The sequence below is a fragment of the Turneriella parva DSM 21527 genome (assembly GCF_000266885.1).
Classification (GTDB): domain Bacteria; phylum Spirochaetota; class Leptospiria; order Turneriellales; family Turneriellaceae; genus Turneriella; species Turneriella parva.
On sequence record NC_018020.1, the window covers coordinates 1,921,002 to 1,941,373 of the forward strand.

The following is a 20,372-nucleotide window of genomic DNA, read 5'->3' on the forward strand; positions in this document are numbered from 1 at the left end:
ACATTCTCTACGGGTCGTTTAGCAGCTTATTACAAACTCAGCAAAGCATGCATTGCTCCCTCAACTACAATCTTTCCCTTGCTGTAAGGCTTCTTCAGATCATTTACTATCTGCGATGCCCGCGCCGGCTTTAATCTTTGTGCATAATACTCGAGCGGCAATGAAACTTTTGTGTCGCCAAGCTTGGCTTCGACGAGTTCATCGACTTCGCCGTCTTTGACGACGCAGAAGTCTACCTCGCGGCCTTCTTTGTCTTTTACATAACAGAGTTCGTAGCGAAACCCCGTAGAATCTTCTTTAAACTGAATGCGCTTCAAAAGGTGTGTTGCTACCAGATTTTCGAAACGTGCGCCTTCATCGCCTATGACATCAGCATTGTCGAAAAAGTAGACTTTGGGCGGCTTTAAAACGGCACGAGGCAGGTTTTTCGTATACGGCCTCACCACGAACACAAGATACATGCGTTCGAGCACCTCGAGCCAGTGCTTCAGTGTCTGCGGCGATACCTGTAATTCATTCGCAAGATTCGACAGCACGATCGGCGAAGAAACACGACGGCGCAGCTGATCAACGAATAACGAGAGGGTCTGTATATCTTTCAGGGGTTCAAGATCGCGCACGTCATCTTTGAGAATACGGTCGTAGCGTTCTTTGCGCCAACGGCGCGCCTCAGTCTCGTCGTTATCGAGAAATGGCTCGGGAAAGCCCCCAACCGTCATGAGGCGTTTCAGGGCATCTCGCGGCGTGATGCCCTTCGGCAACTCTGACAGAGAAAACGGGTGCAGCCGCCAATAACGGTAACGGCCGAAGAGAGAGTCTCCACCCCGTTTGTAGACGTCGAGGCGTGCGCTACCAGTCACCACAATCTGGTGCTTTTTGAGCGACGTGTCATATATGCCTTTAATCCAATTTTTCCAGCGTGGAAACTTGTGCAGTTCGTCGAAAACGAGCATCTGGTCGTCATCGCTCCAGCGCTTTTTGAGAATGTCATTACGGTCTTCGTCTGAGTCCCAGTTGAAATACCTACCGCTGCTTTCGGGCAGAAGTTCACGCGCCAGAGTGGTTTTACCGCACTGCCTCGGGCCTCCGAGAAATACCATCTTCTTCTGCACGTCCCTGAGAATGTGCGGAACTAGATAGCGCATATGGCCATTTTAAAGTGTAGTTATAAATAGACAAGGCTATTCTATAGTCTGCTTAAAAATAGCCATCAGCGCTTGTGCCTCTATTTCTGCCTGTCTTTCACCAGAATCTCCACCACCGCAGGGTCAGCAAGGGTCGAGGTGTCGCCCAGCGTGTCGATTTCACCCGCCGCGATCTTGCGCAAAATGCGCCGCATGATCTTGCCGCTGCGCGTTTTCGGTAACCCCGGCGTGAAGTGAATTACATCGGGTTTGGCGATGGGGCTGATTTCTTTCGCGACCTGCGCAATCAGTTCTTTGCGCAAATCGTCGCTCGGTATTCGGCCTTCTTTCAGAATTACATACGCGTAAATGCCCTGGCCCTTGATATCATGCGGAAAGCCGACGACCGCCGCTTCGGCGACATCTTGGTGCAGCACCAGCGCCGATTCAACTTCTGCCGTGCCGAGGCGATGGCCGCTCACATTCATGACGTCGTCAACGCGGCCGGTTATCCAGTAATAGCCGTCTTTGTCGCGGCGGCAGCCGTCACCCGTGAAGTAATAACCTTTGAACGTCGAGAAGTAAGTGTTGTAAAAACGCTCTTTGTCGCCATAAACGCCGCGCATAATCGACGGCCACGGAAACTGAATGCAGAGATTGCCTTCGGTTGCGCCCTTGAGCGGTTTGCCGTCGCTGTCGACCAAAAGCGGCTGCACACCGAAGAACGGCAGCGTTGCCGAACCGGGTTTCGTCGGTGTTGCGCCGGGCAGCGGTGAAATGAGGATTCCCCCCGTTTCTGTCTGCCACCAGGTATCGACTATCGGGCACTTACCCCTACCGACAGTGCGGTGGTACCACAGCCATGCCTCGGGGTTAATGGGCTCACCGACTGAGCCCAGAAGCCGCAGCGAAGAGAGATCGTGTTTTTTGACTGGCTCGTCGCCGAAACGCATCAGCGCACGAATCGCCGTCGGCGCCGTGTAGAATATCGAAACCTGATGCTTTTCGATGACCTTCCAGAAGCGGCTCACATCGGGAAATGTCGGTATGCCCTCGAACATGAGCGAAGTTGCCCCATTGATGAGTGGCCCGTACAAGATGTAGCTGTGGCCGGTTACCCAGCCTAGATCTGCCGTGCACCAATAGGTGTCGTTTTCTTGAATGTCGAAAACAATCTTATGGGTAAATGAGGCATAAACACCATAACCACCAGTCGTGTGCAGCACACCTTTGGGTTTGCCGGTTGAGCCCGAGGTATAAAGAAGAAACAGCGGGTCTTCGCTATCGATCTCGGCGGCTTTGTTGACCCCCGAAACCTTTTCGGCTTCTTCGTGCCACCAGATGTCACGGCCTGCGACGACGTTGACGTGATCGCCCGTGTGGCGCACAACGAGCACCTTGCGCACATGGCCCGACATCTTTTCGAGCGCCTCGTCGACTTTGGCCTTGATTGGTATCACTTTGCCGCCGCGATAGCCTGTGTCAGTGGTGATGACAAAATCAGAACCCGCGTCGATGATACGGTCTTTGATAGAGTCGGCAGAAAAACCGCCGAAGATAATCGAGTGCACGGCGCCGATGCGCGCGCAGGCGAGCGTCGCCATCGCGAGCTCGGGCACCATCGGCATGTAGATCGTGACGCGGTCGCCTTTTTTGACGCCGTTTGCCTGAAGCACGTTCGCCATGCGGCAGACTTCGAAATGCAGCTGCTGGTATGTGAACGTGCGCGAAGGTGTGGCGGGGTTGTCGGGCTCCCAGATGATAGCGGCTTTGTTTTTGCGCGCGGTGGTGAGGTGGCGGTCGAGTGCATTGTAGCAGAGGTTCGTCTTGCCACCGACATACCATTGGTTTTCTGCCTTGGCAAAGTTTGATTTTAAAACCTGCTTGAAGGGTTTAAACCAGGTAAGCTGTTCTTTGCCGACCTTGCCCCAGAACGCCAATGGATTTTTCACCGACTGGTTATAGAGTTTCTTATACCCTTCCATTCCCTTGACGTGCGCAGTTTTCACGAGCGCGGGCGCGATTTTTTTCGGATCAAAAATCACTTCTGTTTGTTTCTTCTTTACCGTCGGTTTTTTGGCTGCCATGGTTATCCTTGTTGGTTTGAAACGCCTGCTGTACAGGCGGTTCAAACATGCACCTGTGCAAGACGCGTCAAGAAAAACGGCGGCACCTCGCGCGAAGCGACAATAATCAGCAACGTGCTGAATCCACCTGGCTTACATTTGACGCAGTGTTCAGGTTTGTACTCTTTTGTTCTCTGTTTTTTTGGCCTTGCGAATCTTTGGCGGGGTATCATGTAGCAGACGGCCGGCTTTCTGAAAGTAATTACCGACCAGGCCACCGTCGCAGGGGGGCTCATGGCTCTGCAGAACGAACTGGTGCAGATTGCACCGAAAGTGTTGTGCTGGTATGGTTTGCCGGTATTGCTATCTGAGGCGCAGCGGTTTCGCCTTTTGCTGCATGACATCTACCTGCATTCTGCGACCGGCGGTGAAATTGATGCGTTTCCGCAACTGAACGGTCGCACAACCGCATACGTCTATTCATTCGACCACTACGCCCCGACCCTGCGGGCGCACAGCGAACCGCTGCAGGTTGCAGCCGCGCGCAGGCTTGCTGAATATATCAACACATTCTGTAGCCACAACAGCGTCGTGGTGACGCGTACGCTTTCACCGCGCGTCGAAGAGGTCTTTCAGCGGGCAGATGTGAGTCTCGTGCAAAAAGATCTGGCCTACGAAAAACCCTTCTTTGAATTTTTACGCGCGCATGCGCTGCCGCTATTTCACCGTCACGAACGCCCCGAACGGCATTATGTGCGCGTCGTGCCAAAAGAAAGTGGGGAGTTCAGAGTGTTTGTGAAAAATCTTAGCCGACCTGGCGACTCAGTTCTCACAGCGCGGCTCGTGAATCTCAGCCTCAACGGCATGAATATAAAAATGGAGGGCACCCACTATCGCCATCTCGAACTCAGAGATGCATTGCAGGTGACCCTGCGCTCGCCCAAGACGGCGATTCGTATTGAATGCGGCTTCATAACGCGCATCGACACAGCTAAAGACGAGATTGCCGTGAATTTTAATCTCGACGACAAGAGTTTTGCCACCGAGCGCGACGCATTGCAGCTGCAGCGTATCGTGCTCTACACACTCGAGCAAGGCGCAAGGCGTGAACTCACGCGAAAAGTCGCGCAACCTTTATTGGCAACTGTGCACGCCGAGCTCGCTGAAAAGGCGGGCGCTTAAGCAGCGGTTTGCCCATTACCAGCCCGCGCTCAGCGCGATGTAATCGGTTACGCCGACATCAACGCCCTGCTGAGAGAGCAAGGTCGTGATCTGGCCGCGGTGGTGCGTCTGGTGGTTGAACAGATGCGTCAGCACGTCGGCAAATGTGCGCGACATGTCTTCGTTCTTTGCGTTACGATAATGTAATACCTGTTGCAGACGTTCGTCGCTCAATGATTCGCTGACCCACGTGAGAAGTTTTGTATCGACAGAGATTCGGTCTTGCTTCAGCGCCACAAAATCAGAATGGATTTCGAAACGGTGTTCTGAAATCTTGTCTTGTATGTTTTCGTAGATGCCCGCAGTCAGGCGGCCATAACCATGGCCGGCAATGATGAAGCGGCGCAGCCAGTTCTTGTCGGCCCAGAGAATATGGTTGAGAGTCAGGTGAATCGAACCGAAAAAAGCGCCCGCATCGGCCTTGCGCTTTCCGTCGGTCAGGGTTTCAACGGCTGCGTACAGCGCTCCATTCATCAACTGGTTATACTTTGCCAGTTTGATGAATGTCGCATGCACCGGGGTTATTTGCCTTTCGCTTTACGACCTTTCGGCTTCTCTATGGCCGCAGGGGCCTGGTACGCAGGTTGAGTCGCCGGCTCATGGTCTGGCGCCGGTGCGTGATTGCCGACCAGGGTCATGTCGTAGTCTGGCCTGAAACGGCGTTCAATCGCCTCACGCAGCCTGTCGATGTAACCAAAGACTGCAGGCACAAAGAACAGCGTCATAACCGTTGAAAAAATCAATCCGCCGATAATCGCGATACCCATCGCGGTGCGCTGCTTGGCTGCTTCGCCGAGGCCCAGCGCCAGAGGCAAAGTGCCCGCAATCATCGCGAACGAGGTCATGAGAATCGGCCGCAAGCGCGCTTTACCCGCTTCGAAGATCGCATCGTTCAGCGACATGCCGCGGCGCACGTGCTGCAGCGCATAGTCGACGAGTAGAATCGAGTTCTTGGTCACAAGGCCCATGAGCATAATGAGGCCAATCATACTGAAGATGTTCAGCTGCTCTCTGAAGATCGCGAGCGAGACGAACGCGCCCGAAATCGCCGGGGGAATCGCCGTGATAATCGTGATCGGCGTGATGAAAGACTCGTAGAGCGATGCGAGCACGAGGTAGATGAAGAGCAGCGCAAGACCGAATGACAGCACGATGTTCTCCATGAGTTCTTTCAGGTCTTCGGCCTGGCCCCAGAAAATGTAGCGCACACCGGGCGGCGGTGGAATCTTCGTATCGAGAATTTTTTTCGCTTCGTCGACGGCATTGCCGATCGCGCCGCCCGGCGCGAGGTTCGCGTGAATTTTGATCACACGGGAGCGGTCTTGGCGCGAAATGTTCGAAGGTCCCGATTTGATCTCACCTTTGCCGAGAATCGAGAGCGGTATCGGTCTCGGCGGCTGGCTCAGGTTGGGCACATAGCTTGAGGTAAATGCCCCCTTGAGGTCACGCTGCGTTTCTTTGAGGCGCATGCGAATGTCATATTCTAGACCGCTGTCATAGAACTTGCCGACGACGCCACCGGCGATGTGCAGACGCAGTTCGTTACCAGCCGCAGCCGGGCCGACGCCCACCTGCTGCATGCGTTCTGGGTCGAGCTGCACCTGGTACTCTGGTTTGCCCGACTGAAAGTCGGCCGATACATCGCTCAGGTCTTTGATGTTTCTGAGTTCGGCCATGACAACCTGCGAATATTTATCGAGCTCTTCGAGGTTTTCGCCGCTGACGTTCAGGTTCAGCGGATATTGCACTCCACCCCCTACCGCACTATAGTCGTTCACCGAGACTTTCGCATAGGCAAGATCTTTCAGCATTTCGCGGGCAACATCTTTGAGCTGCCAGGTTTCGCGCTTACGCCATTTGCGGTCGACGAGCACGACGCCCAGTTCACCCTTGTTGGCAAGACCCGTATAAGAACCCGCGACCGAAGCAATGAGGTGCACTTCGGGCAGTTTGCGCATACGTGTTTCAATTTCTTCAGCCATCTTTTTCGAACCTTCGAGGCTGGTGCCCGGCGGCATTTCGAAAGTGATTAAGAATTCAGGTTGCGTGTTCGGCGGCAAAAACGTCTTTTTCACCGCGCCGCACGAGGCGCAGTTGCCGAGCATGACGGCGACAGAGATGCCGACGGTCACGAGCGGTCGGCGCAACGTGAACTTCATGATCGTTGCATACGTTGCCTCGAGCCAGTCTTGAAAACGATTGAAGTTGCGAATTACCCAGTTTGGTTTATCGTGCACATGCCCGCCGAAATATGCAGAGAGCATCGGTGCAACGGTGATCGCGTCAAAAAGTGAAATGAGCATCGCGAAGACGACCGTCATGCCCAACTGGCGCAAGAACTGCCCGACCATGCCCGAGAGAAAGCCGACGGGTAAAAATACCGCGATAACGGTGGCGGTCGTCGCAATGACCGCGAGCAAGACCTCGGTCGTGCCCGTTTCGGCCGCCTTGACCGGGTGCTCGCCTTCTTCCATTTTTCGAAAGATGTTCTCACGCACGACAATCGCATCGTCGACCAGAAGGCCGATCGATAGCGAGAGGGCGAGCAGGGTAATCACATTAATCGTGAAGCCCATCGCGAGCATCAGAATGAACGCACCGAGCAGCGAGTTCGGCAGCGCGAGGCCGGTAATGACAGTCGAGCGAAAGTTGCCCAAAAAGAGGTAAACCACGAGAACCGCGAGCAAGATACCGATAATGATCGACTCTTTCACATCGTCGACGTTGATCTTGATCCACTGCGCGGTATTGCGTATCAGTGCAATCTCGGGCGCAGCCGACGCGCGCTTGATTTCGCTCTTGAGTTCACGAATGGCATCGGCGGTCTCGGTTGCTTTAGGTGATTTGGCCACCTGAGCCTGCAGCGCCGCAAGTTTTTCTGCAACCTTGGCGTCGCCTTTGGTGAGGGCATCTTCGGCGATGGCTTTGAACAGAGGTTCAATTTTGTCGCCCTTTTCACCTTTGCGCAGTCGGTCTTTAATCTCATTCAGGTTCTTGAGAGCCGGCGGTCGCAGATCGGCGTTGATTTTTTCGACGAGTTTCAGCGTGCCGTCGGCGACTGCCACCGTGTTGGCATTCGACTGCTTATAGACGTCGATCAGCAGTGCGGGTTTGCGGTCGCGCACCATCTTGGTTTGGTCGATCGGTTTACCATTCAGGTCGAGCGGGTCTTCTTCGACCGGCAGGTACAAGAACGCTTTTGATTTTGGGTCTTCAACGCCGTCTGAAACTTTTGCAACCCGCTTCAAGAGCAGCGCGCTGCCGGCGTCGCCCCCGAATGACACCACAGTGTTTTCAATCTGCCTCAGCGTTTCGAAACGGCCGAGAGTTCTAAACGCGATTTCTTTATCGCCGCTTTCTTTTTTACCGACTGGCACGTTCGCACCATAAGAGCGCAGGTTGTTCGCAATCCACGTCATGGTCATTTGGTTTGAGTTGAGCAGAGTGCGGTCGACTTCGACCTGAATTTCACGCTTCTGCCCACCCGAGATGCGCACTGCGCCAACGCTCGGCACCTGCTCGAAGCGGGGTTTAATGCGCTGCTCGACATAGTCGTAAAGTTTCGCCGCAGGCATATCTGCTGCGATCGAAAGACGCACGATCGGCTGGTCGGCCGGGTCGAAGCGCTGAATCAGCGGTTCGTCGATGCCTTCGGGCAGGTCACGGCGCGCACGGCCAAGTTTGTTGCGTACCTGCTGTTCGGCCTCTTTAATATCTTGCCCGAGGTAGAACTCGCACATGACCATCGAAACGCCTTCCATATTGTCAGAGCTGACACGCTTGAGGCCCGAAATCGACGCGACTTCTTCTTCAATCTTCTTCGAGATGAGCGTTTCAATCTCTTCAGGGCCCGCGCCCCGGTAAGTGGTCATGATCGTAATAAAGGGGATATTCACATCGGGAAAAAGATCTACGCCAATGCGTTTCAGTGATATCCACCCAGTGGCGAGCATCAGAATCACGAGACTAGCAATAAAGATCGGGCGCTTGATCGAAAACGCGGCTATGTTCATAAGAAACAAAATAATCACCGGGGCATTTTTTGCCCATAAAAATTAACCAAACGGTTAATTTTTATTCGTAGGGGTAGGTTAAAACCTACCCCTACGAATGATTATATATCAGAAGCTTTCATTAGCCCCGGACTTAAGTCCGGGGGTTCGGGGAAATCGAAAGATTAAATATCTGAAGCGGAGATTTCGGGAGGTTTGGGCAGTGCAAATGGCTTGATGGGCGCCTTGCCCTTCTCGACATAAGTGCCCATGCCTTGCGGCACCTGAACAGTCACCTTTTGCGCCGATACATCCACCTGACCTTCATGGCATGCGAGGCCAGATTCTTTCTCAGAGGCGTTCAGCTCGAACACCGTGCCGCGCACAGCGGCAACCGCTGCCGGGGTTCGCAGCACGAGCTGGCCGCCCGTCTTCTTCATGCTTTCGACCTGCGCCTGCAGGCGACCTTGCTGCAGCGTGAAAATTGTTTCTTTCGCGTTCTTATCGACCTTGTTCACGATGATGTAGCTTTCGGGTTGCAGGCGCAGAATTGTCATGTTGCTGAGCTGCAGGTGAACGTTCGAGAGCGGCCCAGTGCGAACCTGGTCTTCAGAGAAAAGACCAAGCTTGATGAAAACTTCTTTCCAGGTATTTTCTTGCGCGCGTGCAAATTGTGCTTTGCCCGATTTGTAGATCACCACCGCCGAAGGTTTTTTGCCCAGGTCTGCCGGCACCTTCAGTTTCATGCCCGGTTGAATCAGGTTCGGGTTTGCGATCTTGTTATACTTGAGTAGTGCCGGCCACTGGCTCGGGTCTTCGAGGTATTTTTTGGAAATCTTCGAAAGCGTATCGCCCTGTTTGACTTCGATGACCTGCAGTTTCTCAGCGTCTTCGGCGCCAAAAGCCGGGCTGACGCAGAACGCCACCGTTATGATTATTGCAAAACCGAAATTCATAATTTCTCCTTCAAACTTGCGGATTCAGCAAGGTCATGTCACCATCTGCCCAACTGAGACGGATTGTAACGCAATTTTGCGACTGTGTCGGGTAGCATTTTAAGCAGCTTTTTGATTTACAGCGTATAAACTAACCCCACGCGTAAAGGCCCGATGTCTGATTTTTTTCGCCGCATGCCGCCGCTGAAGCAGAATGTTCTGCTGGGGCTTCTCGCCGTGGCCGTCGCGATGCCGATGTACACAGCGACCAATATCGTCTACGGCGACCGGCCGGGCATCAGCCTTGCCACGTTCGTCGATGATGCGGTTCCGTTTTTGCCGTTTTCGATTCTGGGTTATGCGCTCGTGTACGTGTTTATTTTTTTGCCCGTATTCACGATCAGCAACCGGGCCATCTTCACGCGTGTTTTTTATGGCTTCTTGCTGATAAGTTTCATTGCACTGCCCTTCTTCATTTTTTTTCCGGTGCGCGTTCCGCGGCCGGGCGTGCCGACGCAAGAGAGTTTTTTTTACTGGGGTGTTGCGTTCAATTACGTTCTCGACAAACCCGTGAACGCTTTTCCCAGTTTGCACATTGCGAACGCAGTCTTTGCCGCTGCCTGCTGCGTGAAGCTCTCACCGCGTGTTGGGCTGTGGGGCATTATCGCTGCAACGCTGATTACGATTTCGACGCTCACGGTGCGCCAGCATTTCTTGGCGGATTTAGTCGCCGCCACGGCCATCGCGCTGGCTGTCTATTTTGTACTGGTTCATAAGGTTATTCGGCGTGAAATCCAATCGGGCGGTGGTGCTGCTTTGGTTTTTGCGCCGCGCACTGCTTTCTGGGTGCTGTATCTGTATGTGATCTTCTTGGGCATCGCGGGCTTGCTCTTTATGGCGGGACTCCGTTTCGCACCGGTGTTACCGACCAATTGAAATTTCTTGGGTAACTTCACTACCACTCGCGTTAGTGCGCGGCAGTCAAGCTACCCAAGCCTAAACAGCAGATTCTTAATTGACGGATTATCTAAGCCTCGCTCAGCTCGCCAATATGAAAATGCAGCGATCGATTCCAGTACTGATTATATCCTCCCTCATGCTTTTTGCGGCATGCGGTAAAAAGAAAACAGAAACACAGCCGGGCCAGCAGGCGCGCATTGCGTACACGGTATACCAGCTCGGTCTTTACGAAAAGACAGACGCGGCAAAAGCAAGCGAATGGCTCAACCGCGCCGAAATGGTGACCGTGCTCGAAACCGTGAGCGTACCCGATGCGAAAAACCCGGCGAAAAAAGTTGAATGGGCGAAGATCGAGCGCACAACCGGCAAGCAAGGTTTCGTCGATGCAACGCGCCTTGAGAGCAAGGCCTTTGTCGTCACCGGCAATCTCGACATCTTCAACGTGAACCAGGTCTCTGGTAAAAAATTGACCTCAGTGCCGCAGGGCCATGTCGGTTTTGTTGTTGAAGAGCGCGGCGATTGGGCGAAGGTACGCTTCGGCTACAAGGTCTATGAAAAATGGGACCAACCCAAACCAACATTAAAATACGTCGACCAACAATGGGCACAGCTGACGGGTGTGAGCTACGACCCGGTGGCGATCGGCGAAGGGGTTGAATTTGAGGCTGCTGCCCGTAAGTTTTTTGACGCCGATGCGGCCAAAAAGGCGCAGGGTAAAAAAGATCTCGAGACCATCGTGAACGACGGTAAATCGGCTTTCGCAACGCTTGCGAAGAACGTACTGGCGACTGCAATTGAATCTGCACCTGCAGAGGCTGCGCCCGCAGAAGGCGCGGCGGCACCTTAATGGCCGCTCGTAAACAACGCAGCGAGCCGGCTGTCTTCATTGTCAATCCTCAGGCCGGCGGCGGCAAATCTGAAAAGCAGCTGAAACAGTTGCTCGAAGAGATTGCGTCGATTTACGGCAATGCAAAAATTCAATACACCGAGCGCAAAGAGCATGCAACTGAACTCTCGCGCGCGGCGGTTAAGGCAGGCGCAGAGCTTGTCGTCGCCGTCGGCGGCGATGGTACTATCAGTGAAGTTGCCGCTGGCTTTTTCGATGCAAACGGCAAGGCGCTTAAGCCCCTCAAGCAGGCACCGGCACTGGGTATTCTGCCCGCCGGTTCGGGTAGCGACTATGCGAAGACTCTGGGTATTCCGCGGTCGTCGGCGATTGCGCTGCAGATTCTGCAAACCAAGAAGACGCGCACGGTTGATGCGGGCCTCATTGACTTTGTGGGCAACAACGGCAAAAAAACCAAACGCGTCTTTATCAACATCGCCGACGTCGGTATCGGCGGTGAGGTCGTCGAAATTCTCGAGCGCCAGGGAAAAAAAATGGGAGCGTTCTTGTCTTACCAGATAGCCACGCTTCGGGGCCTCATCGGCTACAAGAACAAGAACCTCGAAATCGTGCTCGACAAGAAGCAGAAGTTCGACGGCGAATACAACGGAATCGTCGTCGCGCTAGGCAAATATTTCGGCAGCGGCATGAAGATCGCGCCTGACGCCGAATGCGACGACGGTCTGTTCGACGTGGTGATGCTCGGGCAGATGAGCAAACTCGAGATGGTCGCCAAAATGCAAAAGCTGCGCAAGGGCACACATATTTACGAGAAGAACATCAATGTCTATCGCGCGAAGCATGTGAGTATACGTTCGGCATCGCGCGCGCTGATCGATTCAGACGGCGAAATGCCCGGCGAATGCCCCGCTGAATTTACGATTTTACCGGCAGCGATAAAGGTCGTCGTGCCGCCGACTAACTAGTCGTGGTTCCCCCGACTAACCATCAGTTTCCCGAGAAGGAAACTGTTAGATCATTGGCTTCAAGGGTTTGTTTTTCTCAGGCTTCTTTAGCGGCTTTGTAGTCTCAGGCGCAGGTGCCTTAACCGGTGGTGCGGAAGTTGGTGACGTGTCTGGTGCAGAACCGGGCTGCCCCTTGATTCTGAGTAAGGCCATTAATTCGAGGGTTCGCCGGTCGTGCGCTGCAAGCGATGCCGCAGTCTCGCGCCGGCTTTCGTTTGCATGCAAATCAATGAGCGTAACAGCTCCACTCTTGGCTTTGTTCCATTCGGCTTTCGCGTTTGCGGGCACCGGCGGTGCCTTGACTTCTTTCGGCACAGCCGCTTTCACCTTCTTCTCAGCCTGAACCTGTGCCTTCTTTACTTCTGGGTTTGCTGCGGTGAATTTTTTCCACTCGGTTTCGATCGTCTTGCCCCAAAAGAGCCAGATTGCGCCGCCGATGAGCGCGGTGACGCCAAGGTAGAGTAAAGAAGACCGCAGCCAGAACACGGGAAAGGATACCTGTGCGCTACAGGGTGTCACGCGTTCTAAGCCTTTCGCGAAGCGAAAGGCTTAGAACGCGTGACTCAAACCAAATTGCATTGCGTTGAGAAAACTTAATCCGTCGTCGTTCAGGTTGAAGCCGAAGTCGAGCCTGAAAACGTTATTGTCGAATTCGTAGAGCATCGACCTCAGGCCAAGACCGACGATCGGGTGATATGTAAGGTTCTGCAGCGCCGCGCCGACGCCGGCGTAGTCGAAAAAGGCGACGCCTGCCAGAAGTATATAAGGCAGTTTCACCGAGGGCGAACGGTATTCAAACGAAGTGAGCGAGCCCGCGCTCGGTGAAATTGAGCCGTAGTAAAAACCGCGTGTGAACTCGCCGGCGATCTGGTTGCGTGCCGCGATGCTGAGATTATTGCCCTCGGTTGTGTATTGGCGCAGCGCGAGCGTACCGAAATTCATGAACCAGAACCCCCTCACGTCGCTTTGCCAGCTGTCGTCGCGCGGTATTTCATAGCGGTTCAGCCAGAACGCCGCCGAGCGGCCGATTGTCGCCTCGATGCGCAAGATTTTTGCCAGCAGATTTTTCTGGTAGCTCGCCACGAACGCGGGCCGGGTGTAATGGTCGCTCAGGCCGAACGCCGGGTTGGCATGGCTGACTGTGGTCGAAGTGCGAAAGCCTTCAAACTGGTCTTCGACGAACAGGTAGCGGCGAAAGTCTGTCATCGGTACAAAGTCGCCGTTGCGCGTGTTCACGGTGAAAGAGACCGCATGCGTCGAAAACTGTTCGACCTGGTAGAACTCCTTCGAGCGTTGTGAAACCTGCAGCTCAGGTGTGTCGCCGACGACGTACTGATCTTGCGGAGCTATAAAGTACGACCTGTTCACGAAACGCTGAATACCGGGGCCGAACTCGATACGGTTTTTGGTGCCAATACCGTAAAGATAGTTTGCACTGAAAGTTTCAGTGCGCGCACGATAGATGAGGCCGAAGGGCTGACCGTTCGCTGTGTTCACACCGTTACGAATGCCCGAACCCAGGTATTCGTAGAGCACGCCCTGCGAATAACCGGCACCGATGCTGAACGCATGGCGCTGGCCGTCGACGATGAACGGGTGCGAGATACCGATGCTCTTCGACGAGTAGTTGTGGCGCGAATCAGAGAAGCCGTCGAGCGTGCTGACGCCGACCTCCCATTTTGTGCCGGCGATGCGCTGTTTGCCGGCGCTGAAGCCGATAAAGTCGCGAAAGTTTTCGCGACTGTAAGCGGCGCCGACATTGTAGAGTCGGCCGAAAAGGCTCGTTTCGCCGACCTGCATGCCGAAATTTGTATATCCCCCTGTGCCCGAACCGCCGCCGCGCACATAGGCCGAAAGGCGGTCGCGCGTGACGATGGTAAGGTCAGTTTTGCCGGTCTCAGCATTTTTCTTTTCGATAATTTTAGCCTGTTTCACCGGGTCGAGCATACGAATGTAACGCTCGGCATCATAGAGTTGCCAGCGCTCGACAGTGCTGCCTTCGGCGAAATTCAGCTGGTCGCGAATTGTGGTTTTGGTGGTTGTGTAATGCAGGTTGTTGACGAGCGGCGCGAAAAAGTCGTCTTCGGGCAAAACTGTCTGGTTGAGTACCGTGATCGTGCCAATCGTGATCGCCTCGCTGAGTAGTCCGGGTTTTTGGTCATGGCCGGCGGGCGCGTCAAAGATCGCCTCAATGTCGGCCGGCAGTTGGCGCGCGGCATCGTCGTTGCCGTTGCACGCCGCGAACGTGAACGCCGCAGCGGCGCACAGTCCGCGAAAACGCTGAAGCCTCACGGCAGGTTATTTCTTGAAGTCGTTGCGATCACTCTGAAAGTTGGGCGTCATCGGAAATGTGATCTTCGCAATTGTTTTGTTCTGGTAGTCGCTATAGATCGTGAAAAAATGCGGATCGACACCTTCAGACTTCAGCATCATGAGAATGAGCGCGATACCCATGCCGGCACCCTCTTGGTTGTCTTGCATGTCCATATACAGCTCGCCGATGTTGTCATATTTCAGACCGTCGCGAAACTTGTCGCGAATGCGTTCGTCTTCCCGTTTTGTGAGCGCGCTGTTGTTCAGAACCTCGACAATCAGCTTGTCGTCGTCGTATTCGAATTTGACGTCGACGAAAAGGCCGCGGTCTTTCGCTTTTTGCGCGTACTCGTTAATGAACTTGTCTGTCAGTTTGTCGCGAAAAATCTCAAGACCCCGGCGGTAATCTGATTCATTTTCGAGGTCGATCTTCACTTCGTCGAACAGAATGCGTTTGATGTTCGCTTTGGCCCCGTTGACAGCCAGTTCTTTAATGCACGTATAGAGCGTCGCCGTCATGTCGAGTTTGTTGTATTTATTCAAGAGGCGCAGAATGATCAGGTTGAGGTCTTTTTCGGTCTCGGGCAGCAGTGCATAGGCACGAACCTTTATTGACTGGTTCTTCTGAATCGCACTGTCTATGCGTTCTGCGAGCGAGAGCATAGGGTAAATTCGGATAGGCGGCTGAAATAGCAAGTTTAATCTGGCCCGCACCCTGTTTGCCGTTATGGGCAGAATCAGGGGCGCAGTCCGCAAATGTTACCCGCAAACCCCGTCAAAAGAACGCTCTACCGCGCCGTCACGAGCCTGCTTGCGGCGCTCGCGTCGGTTCTGGTGTCAATCTACGAATCGACGCTGCGCCTCGAAATCGAAGGCGAAGACCATCTGCGCATTCTCGTGGCCTCAAAACAGAACCACATCGTGGCAGTCTGGCATACATTTGTGACGGCGGCGGTCTTTTCGCTTCACCACAGGCACTTTTGCATTTATTCTGACCACCCGCGCACCGACGCGTACGAACGCAGCGCCACGCATTTCTTTCGGGAGATTGGTCTAAAGACGCTGCGCTCTCTCGGTTTTGATGTGCTTGATGCCTCGCTCGGTAAACAGTCTGCCGGCGTTCTCAATTTCATAAAGAAGATTCAGAGTGGCACGCCGGCGATCGTCGCACCCGATGGCCCGCATGGCCCGATCTATGAAGCGAAACCCGGCGTGATTTACATGGCTGCCAAAGCGGGCAGCGTGGTTGTGCCGATCGGCGCCAGTTTCTCGCGCCGCGTCGTCGGTGCCAATTGGGATGACTTCTCGCTGCCGCTACCGTTCTCGCGCGTCGCGTTTGTCATTGGCGCACCGATTGACCCCCCGAAAGATCTGAGCGAAGCCGCGCTCGCCGAGCGCAGCAAAGAGGTTGAAGCAGAGCTCGATCGTCTTTGCTTTCGCGCGAATGAAATAATTCAGGCGCGCGGCGCTATCGTGGCCGCGCCAGAAAAAGACCGAGCATAATCAGCGACGCAAGCGCACTGCTCAGCAAGAAGGGAACTGCGAGCAGCGCGAGAAAATGTGAAGATTTCCAGACCAAAACAAAACCGATGACACTGCCGGCGGCAGCCGCAAGCCACAACACAGTGAACCAATCTGACAACACACGCTGCTTTCTGCCACGGTTAAATAGACCGCGTTTGCCGGCACGCGCGCCGGTGCGACGGTCGGTTTCGACCGCAGGTACCTCGTCGCGCAGCTGAACAGGATTCAAAAAGTCAAAGTTGATGTTGCCGCGTCTGAGGCTGCGTTCGACACGCGCCTCGTATTCGACCTGGCTCTCAGGTTTGGGTTTTTCTTCAGGCTGCATTTTTCTTGAGTGCGCCTGCGAGCAGTTCTTGATATCGTTCGACTTCGCCTCGCAACACTTCGTAGCGTCGCGACAGGTAACCGGTATAGACGCCGACAAGCCAGAAGCCCGCAATCTTCAGCACCTCTTGGTGAAAACCCGGAATTTCGGTCTGCGGGTAATATTGGTACGCGAGCAGCGCGAGGTAAAAAATATTCATGATGATGGTGCCCGCGATAGCGACGCTCATGCCATACCGCAGCGCGTTGGAGACAATGATGACGTAGTTCAGCGGGTATAGCAGGCTTTGGCTGCCGCCGGTGGGTATCAGCACGAGCGCCACGAGCAGAAAGTCGCAGGCCATCGTTGCGTATTTCACCCAGCGGCCAATGCTTTCGCGCGCCGCAGCGCGGTGCACCTGGAGTGCGACAAGGGCGTTGAAAGCTATCGCGAACGCGAGCACGCTCATGATGTAGGTACCGTTGAAGATTGGGGCGCTGCCAACGGCAGCGGCCTTGCCGGTCTCAAGCAAGTACGTGAGATATCCGCCGATGGCAAAAACCAGCACCCAGCGCACACTTGCCTTGTTCTTTTCGTTGCGAATTTCCCATATTGCCCGGTTACGGTTCATGGCTGATTCAGGCGTTTTCAGGGCCGCCGTCTAGCAGTTTCCTCAAATAGCAAACTGTTTCACTTTTCGAGAAAAAGTGCTTTAGCCCTCTCGGCTTTTCGCCGAACCCTTTAGTATGAGGATAGGTGGAGACATCTTGCTACAGTCCCAAATGGTCGAATTACCGGCTGATCTGATGCAATTGCAGCTGCGCTTTACCGAAAAGATGCTCAAGGCGACGATCGCCCAGAAGGCTCTGCAACAGGCTACAGTTGCAAAAATTGACGTAACGGCTTAATCCCAAGAGGTTTCTGGGCCAGAAACCCGTTTGGCCTTTACACCCCATTTCGATCTGAGAGACTGACACATGGCACACAAGAAAGGTGGCGGTTCATCGAAGAACGGCCGCGATTCCAATTCACAACGACTCGGCCTTAAGGCTTCGGGCGGCCAGTTTGTTAAGGCTGGTTCAATCATCGTACGCCAGCGTGGCACCGTCTTTCACCCAGGCACGAACGTGCTGCGCGCGAAAGACGACTCGCTTTTCACAACCGTGCCGGGTGTCGTGAAGTTCGAGCGCGTCGACAAGCACCGCCAGAAAATTTCGGTTTATCCGGTCGCTGGCTGATACCGAATAGCCGTAGCTTCAACAGAGGCCCTTCGGGGCCTTTTTTATTTTGCTAATCAAGTAAATTAACCATTTGGTTAATTTTTTTTGGTAGGATTTCAAACCTGCTGTATATTGAGATTGTAGGTCGATATGCCCACCCGTACCAAGAAAACGCGCCTGCCAGAAGCCAAGACACGCGAGGCCATTCTGCTCGCGGCTATCGACGCGTTCGCTGAACATGGTTTTGCAGGTGCGCGCACTGAGAACATCGCCAAGGCCGCGAAGGTCAATAAGGCGATGCTGCACTATTACTTTCACGATAAAGAAACACTCTACGCCGCTGTGCTCGACACACTTTACGGCTCGCTGGGCGAAACGGAAAATCTTGTCAAAGAACTGATGACTGCCCCGCTCAACTCGGTACAGCACGTGCATGTTTTTCTGAAAGTAATTCTCGCGAAACACGGCGACCCGCGCAGCGATTCGTTTCGCTGCATTCTTGCGTGGGAGCTAGCGGCCGGGCAGAATAATCTCAAGCGCGTCGCACAGAAATATCTTGTGCCGCGCATTGTCGCGATGACCGCGGTGATTGAGCGGGGCATCGCCGCGGGCGAGCTGCGCTGCAGCAACCCTACCTTAGCAGTGTGGAGTCTCATTTCACAGGTTGCATTCTATTACATGCACCGCGAGACTTACGAAGACAGTTCAATCTACCATGACCTCTACAAAAATGTTTCGCAAGAAGACCTGCTGCAATTTTTGCTGAAGAACTTTATTGCCTCTTACGCGGTCGATCCCAAAATCAAGTCGACTTTACCCGCTGAAATCGACCAGCTGGCGCGTGAGCTCGCGAAGCAGCTCGCGACGCCGGCGATTGAAATTCACCGCGAAGTTAAGAATACCGCCGGCTGAGGCGTAACATATAGGTTTCGATGTTCGCGATGCGCGTTTGTCTGCCGTAGACACGCCTGAAATACGCGGTGCCCCGGGCATGCGTGACGCGCCGCCTGTGCCCGCGGTCATAGCCATAAATCGAAACTGGCAGCTCACCAAAGAGGTCTTGGTGTATCGCTAGCATCAGCGAGCCGACATTGCCTTCGGCATTTGTGATTGCTGTCAGATCGGGCCTTTCAACCAGACAGAATTGCTGAACCAAAGGGTGCGAGCTGGCGTACGTGCAGATTGCGGCAAACGGCAGTCTTGCAACACCTGGGTTCACCAGCATATCGCACACAAGTGTCGCTTTTGTGGTATTTACGCCGACGAAGTGCTCACGGCTGGCAAAACCCGCGTCGGCTGAAAAAACGGCGCGGGCTTCGATACCGTGCGCGCTGAGAACGGGCAGCGCAGTATCTGCGGCCCAAATATTTTGTTTTGATTGCAATTCGCGCAGGCTTTGGTCGAGAGTCGGGCCTGCCATGACGATTGCATCGGGGGCGCCGCCAGCCGCTAACGTGCGGATATCTCGCCAGCGACGCGCAGACGGGGCATTCGCGGTGAAGTTGATTGGCCATAATCTGCCGAAATGCCGCAGAGTTTTCAGACGCGCAGCCGCCTGCCTCAGAATTTCGACGGTGACGGTGCGCACGGCGGCCTGAAATCCCTGCCATTGGGGCGGTATAACAATTTCAAAATTGTCGTCGGTTTCAACACTGTTGATAAACTCTTGCAAATTTGCATCGGAACAAATGAGCCTTGCGTCACCGGGTAGATTTTTTGAAAAGCAAACGGGTGCGAGCCATACAAAACGCCTTGCGTCTTTCAGAAGCGGAGCGAGTGAAGTTGAGTAGGGCGCCACCAGCAGGGGTATCATGCTCGGTGAAACGGCAGCAAGTTGTTCGCGAAAGTGCCTAAGGTCACGCTCGCCCGAACGCGCTGTGTAGAATGTAATCGTCTGTTCGGCAAAACGAATCTGCTGCCGTTCTGCAGAGACAACAGCCTCGAATGCGCTGAACGGGCTTAGGCTCATTTGATTTCAACCAATATAGAGCGCTTCACGAGCGGGTCTTTGCCGCAGAAAATTTCATACGTGACTTGAAATGCGGGCAGCGGCTGAAACCGCTGGCCTCTCTTGGGGCCGACCAGCTTTTCGATCATGCTCCCGAGCATTACGAGGCCATAGACGTTTTTATCACGCAGCTCGATATATTCGAGCTCAAAACGTTCGGCCGCAGATTCGCCGAAAGAGTACCTGCCGTGAAGACAATCGAAATCCACAGCTTTGCGTGAGTCGGCGTTCTTGAGCTCAAATGCAAGGCGGTCACCGCGAAAATAGACGGAGTTATAAAACTCTCTGAGTGTTTTGTTCTGAATCGTCTTCGCCAGGTTGAATGAAGCCTTATCGGTGAAAACTTCAGTGCAGCCGTCTGCGGTAAAATCGCGGCAAAAAGAAAAAATATTCGTTTCTTTTCTGCATTCGGCGAAACTGGCGCAAAAAAGTAAAAAAGCGAGAGCCGATTGCTTCACAGGTACTTGAGGCTGAAACCCAGAACGAAGATCAAGAACAAAAGGCCGAGCGGTAGCCACATCGGTGGGGCGATTTGCGGCAGGCCCATCGCGTCGCGGCCCGGTACATTGTTTTCGGCAATGAAGGGTCGCAGGTATTGCTGCGACAGGTATAGCTGCACCAACCACAATGCCAGCTTCGCTGAGAACGCCAGGCCATAGAGGCCTGCGACGGGCGACCGGCCCCTCAGGCCCGCAAGCGCCGCGCCACTGACGACGATCAGCAGAAAAGTGCCGTTCAAGAGCTTCCAGTAGTTGGAGATTATTTCTGCGCGAAAGTTATCGATGTAGGTGTATTGCCGGTATTTTTCGTAAACCGGGTGAACGATGATCAGCAAAAAGGCGAAAGACCCGATA

General features: G+C 54.0%; 21 protein-coding genes. 8 read left to right on the forward strand and 13 right to left on the reverse strand.

The features are described 5' to 3' along the window. Positions 1-29: 29 nt before the first annotated feature. Both TURPA_RS09325 and acs read right to left on the reverse strand, forming a co-directional pair. Positions 30-1,145: an ATP-binding protein gene (locus TURPA_RS09325; RefSeq protein ID WP_014803052.1), complete on the reverse strand. Its 1,116-nt coding sequence runs from the start codon at positions 1,143-1,145 to the stop codon at positions 30-32. 80 nt (positions 1,146-1,225) lie between these two features. After that, positions 1,226-3,211, reverse strand: coding sequence for an acetate--CoA ligase (acs, locus tag TURPA_RS09330; RefSeq protein ID WP_014803053.1), 1,986 nt, complete (start codon positions 3,209-3,211; stop codon positions 1,226-1,228). Positions 3,212-3,484: 273 nt separating this feature from the next. Here acs and TURPA_RS09340 point away from each other — a divergent pair, with 273 nt between their 5' ends. Then, positions 3,485-4,372, forward strand: coding sequence for a hypothetical protein (locus TURPA_RS09340; protein ID WP_014803054.1), 888 nt, complete (start codon positions 3,485-3,487; stop codon positions 4,370-4,372). A 15-nt stretch (positions 4,373-4,387) separates the two neighbouring features. Here TURPA_RS09340 and TURPA_RS09345 read toward each other — a convergent pair whose 3' ends face one another. The 3 genes from TURPA_RS09345 to TURPA_RS09355 all read right to left on the reverse strand — a co-directional run bounded on the left by TURPA_RS09345 (position 4,388) and on the right by TURPA_RS09355 (position 9,359). After that, a complete protein-coding gene (locus TURPA_RS09345; RefSeq protein WP_014803055.1) occupies positions 4,388-4,927 on the reverse strand; it encodes a DinB family protein in 540 nt (179 codons plus the stop codon). 5 nt (positions 4,928-4,932) lie between these two features. Next, positions 4,933-8,424, reverse strand: coding sequence for an efflux RND transporter permease subunit (locus TURPA_RS09350; RefSeq protein ID WP_014803056.1), 3,492 nt, complete (start codon positions 8,422-8,424; stop codon positions 4,933-4,935). A 164-nt stretch (positions 8,425-8,588) separates the two neighbouring features. Continuing rightward, positions 8,589-9,359 carry a FecR family protein gene (locus tag TURPA_RS09355; RefSeq protein ID WP_014803057.1) on the reverse strand — a complete coding sequence of 257 codons (771 nt, stop codon included), beginning with the start codon at positions 9,357-9,359 and terminating at the stop codon, positions 8,589-8,591. A 153-nt stretch (positions 9,360-9,512) separates the two neighbouring features. Between TURPA_RS09355 and TURPA_RS09360 the strand changes: the two genes are divergently transcribed. The 3 genes from TURPA_RS09360 to TURPA_RS09370 all read left to right on the forward strand — a co-directional run bounded on the left by TURPA_RS09360 (position 9,513) and on the right by TURPA_RS09370 (position 12,110). Then, a complete protein-coding gene (locus TURPA_RS09360; protein WP_014803058.1) occupies positions 9,513-10,274 on the forward strand; it encodes a phosphatase PAP2 family protein in 762 nt (253 codons plus the stop codon). Positions 10,275-10,389: 115 nt separating this feature from the next. Next, positions 10,390-11,145 (forward strand): SH3 domain-containing protein, encoded by a 756-nt coding sequence (locus tag TURPA_RS09365; RefSeq protein WP_014803059.1) that lies wholly within the window; start codon positions 10,390-10,392, stop codon positions 11,143-11,145. Further along, the gene (locus tag TURPA_RS09370; RefSeq protein WP_014803060.1) at positions 11,145-12,110 is read left to right on the forward strand and encodes a diacylglycerol/lipid kinase family protein; all 966 of its coding nucleotides are present in this window, start codon (positions 11,145-11,147) and stop codon (positions 12,108-12,110) included. The genes TURPA_RS09365 and TURPA_RS09370 overlap by 1 nt, the downstream gene beginning before the upstream one ends. Positions 12,111-12,155: 45 nt before the next feature. Here TURPA_RS09370 and TURPA_RS09375 read toward each other — a convergent pair whose 3' ends face one another. The 3 genes from TURPA_RS09375 to TURPA_RS09385 all read right to left on the reverse strand — a co-directional run bounded on the left by TURPA_RS09375 (position 12,156) and on the right by TURPA_RS09385 (position 15,125). Then, complete coding sequence (locus tag TURPA_RS09375) at positions 12,156-12,635, reverse strand: hypothetical protein (protein WP_041948437.1); 480 nt, start codon at positions 12,633-12,635, stop codon at positions 12,156-12,158. A gap of 63 nt (positions 12,636-12,698) precedes the next feature. Next, positions 12,699-14,441, reverse strand: a complete 1,743-nt coding sequence (locus tag TURPA_RS09380) for a BamA/TamA family outer membrane protein (RefSeq protein WP_014803062.1) — start codon at positions 14,439-14,441, stop codon at positions 12,699-12,701. Positions 14,442-14,447: 6 nt separating this feature from the next. Next, entirely contained in the window at positions 14,448-15,125 is a 678-nt protein-coding gene (locus TURPA_RS09385) for a sensor histidine kinase (protein ID WP_014803063.1), read from the reverse strand. Between the two features lie 93 nt (positions 15,126-15,218). Between TURPA_RS09385 and TURPA_RS09390 the strand changes: the two genes are divergently transcribed. After that, the gene (locus TURPA_RS09390) at positions 15,219-15,965 is read left to right on the forward strand and encodes a lysophospholipid acyltransferase family protein (RefSeq protein ID WP_014803064.1); all 747 of its coding nucleotides are present in this window, start codon (positions 15,219-15,221) and stop codon (positions 15,963-15,965) included. On the opposite strand, the gene TURPA_RS09395 is transcribed toward TURPA_RS09390, so the two are convergent. Both TURPA_RS09395 and TURPA_RS09400 read right to left on the reverse strand, forming a co-directional pair. Further along, positions 15,931-16,311: a hypothetical protein gene (locus TURPA_RS09395; RefSeq protein ID WP_014803065.1), complete on the reverse strand. Its 381-nt coding sequence runs from the start codon at positions 16,309-16,311 to the stop codon at positions 15,931-15,933. The genes TURPA_RS09390 and TURPA_RS09395 overlap by 35 nt on opposite strands. Further along, positions 16,301-16,921 (reverse strand): hypothetical protein, encoded by a 621-nt coding sequence (locus TURPA_RS09400; protein WP_014803066.1) that lies wholly within the window; start codon positions 16,919-16,921, stop codon positions 16,301-16,303. The genes TURPA_RS09395 and TURPA_RS09400 overlap by 11 nt, the downstream gene beginning before the upstream one ends. A gap of 151 nt (positions 16,922-17,072) precedes the next feature. On the opposite strand from TURPA_RS09400, the gene TURPA_RS24140 reads away from it, so the two are divergent. The 3 genes from TURPA_RS24140 to TURPA_RS21695 all read left to right on the forward strand — a co-directional run bounded on the left by TURPA_RS24140 (position 17,073) and on the right by TURPA_RS21695 (position 18,422). Next, positions 17,073-17,198 carry a hypothetical protein gene (locus TURPA_RS24140; protein ID WP_281054965.1) on the forward strand — a complete coding sequence of 42 codons (126 nt, stop codon included), beginning with the start codon at positions 17,073-17,075 and terminating at the stop codon, positions 17,196-17,198. Between the two features lie 69 nt (positions 17,199-17,267). Then, positions 17,268-17,528: a 50S ribosomal protein L27 gene (rpmA, locus tag TURPA_RS09405; RefSeq protein ID WP_014803068.1), complete on the forward strand. Its 261-nt coding sequence runs from the start codon at positions 17,268-17,270 to the stop codon at positions 17,526-17,528. Between the two features lie 132 nt (positions 17,529-17,660). After that, positions 17,661-18,422, forward strand: a complete 762-nt coding sequence (locus tag TURPA_RS21695) for a TetR/AcrR family transcriptional regulator (RefSeq protein ID WP_014803069.1) — start codon at positions 17,661-17,663, stop codon at positions 18,420-18,422. Here the strand turns inward: TURPA_RS21695 and TURPA_RS09415 are convergent. Genes TURPA_RS09415 through TURPA_RS09425 form a run of 3 tightly spaced genes read right to left on the reverse strand, consistent with a single transcriptional unit; the run spans position 18,403 to position 20,353 of the window. After that, the gene (locus TURPA_RS09415; RefSeq protein WP_014803070.1) at positions 18,403-19,479 is read right to left on the reverse strand and encodes a 6-hydroxymethylpterin diphosphokinase MptE-like protein; all 1,077 of its coding nucleotides are present in this window, start codon (positions 19,477-19,479) and stop codon (positions 18,403-18,405) included. The genes TURPA_RS21695 and TURPA_RS09415 overlap by 20 nt on opposite strands. Continuing rightward, positions 19,476-19,976: a hypothetical protein gene (locus TURPA_RS09420; protein ID WP_014803071.1), complete on the reverse strand. Its 501-nt coding sequence runs from the start codon at positions 19,974-19,976 to the stop codon at positions 19,476-19,478. Before TURPA_RS09420 ends, TURPA_RS09415 begins: the two co-directional genes overlap by 4 nt. After that, the gene (locus tag TURPA_RS09425; RefSeq protein WP_014803072.1) at positions 19,973-20,353 is read right to left on the reverse strand and encodes a hypothetical protein; all 381 of its coding nucleotides are present in this window, start codon (positions 20,351-20,353) and stop codon (positions 19,973-19,975) included. Before TURPA_RS09425 ends, TURPA_RS09420 begins: the two co-directional genes overlap by 4 nt. Positions 20,354-20,372 lie beyond the last annotated feature (19 nt).

Bases quoted from the DNA above. Each gene is read 5' to 3' on its own strand.
- TURPA_RS09325 (WP_014803052.1), bottom strand. From the start codon at position 1,145: ATGCGCTATCTAGTTCCGCACATTCTCAGGGACGTGCAGAAGAAGATG.
- TURPA_RS09370 (WP_014803060.1), top strand. From the start codon at position 11,145: ATGGCCGCTCGTAAACAACGCAGCGAGCCGGCTGTCTTCATTGTCAAT.
- TURPA_RS21695 (WP_014803069.1), top strand. From the start codon at position 17,661: ATGCCCACCCGTACCAAGAAAACGCGCCTGCCAGAAGCCAAGACACGC.
- TURPA_RS09395 (WP_014803065.1), bottom strand. From the start codon at position 16,311: ATGCAGCCTGAAGAAAAACCCAAACCTGAGAGCCAGGTCGAATACGAG.
- TURPA_RS09360 (WP_014803058.1), top strand. From the start codon at position 9,513: ATGTCTGATTTTTTTCGCCGCATGCCGCCGCTGAAGCAGAATGTTCTG.
- TURPA_RS09415 (WP_014803070.1), bottom strand. From the start codon at position 19,479: ATGAGCCTAAGCCCGTTCAGCGCATTCGAGGCTGTTGTCTCTGCAGAA.
- TURPA_RS09400 (WP_014803066.1), bottom strand. From the start codon at position 16,921: ATGAACCGTAACCGGGCAATATGGGAAATTCGCAACGAAAAGAACAAG.
- TURPA_RS09390 (WP_014803064.1), top strand. From the start codon at position 15,219: ATGTTACCCGCAAACCCCGTCAAAAGAACGCTCTACCGCGCCGTCACG.
- TURPA_RS09355 (WP_014803057.1), bottom strand. From the start codon at position 9,359: ATGAATTTCGGTTTTGCAATAATCATAACGGTGGCGTTCTGCGTCAGC.
- acs (WP_014803053.1), bottom strand. From the start codon at position 3,211: ATGGCAGCCAAAAAACCGACGGTAAAGAAGAAACAAACAGAAGTGATT.
- TURPA_RS09365 (WP_014803059.1), top strand. From the start codon at position 10,390: ATGAAAATGCAGCGATCGATTCCAGTACTGATTATATCCTCCCTCATG.
- TURPA_RS09385 (WP_014803063.1), bottom strand. From the start codon at position 15,125: ATGCTCTCGCTCGCAGAACGCATAGACAGTGCGATTCAGAAGAACCAG.
- rpmA (WP_014803068.1), top strand. From the start codon at position 17,268: ATGGCACACAAGAAAGGTGGCGGTTCATCGAAGAACGGCCGCGATTCC.
- TURPA_RS09350 (WP_014803056.1), bottom strand. From the start codon at position 8,424: ATGAACATAGCCGCGTTTTCGATCAAGCGCCCGATCTTTATTGCTAGT.
- TURPA_RS24140 (WP_281054965.1), top strand. From the start codon at position 17,073: ATGGTCGAATTACCGGCTGATCTGATGCAATTGCAGCTGCGCTTTACC.
- TURPA_RS09340 (WP_014803054.1), top strand. From the start codon at position 3,485: ATGGCTCTGCAGAACGAACTGGTGCAGATTGCACCGAAAGTGTTGTGC.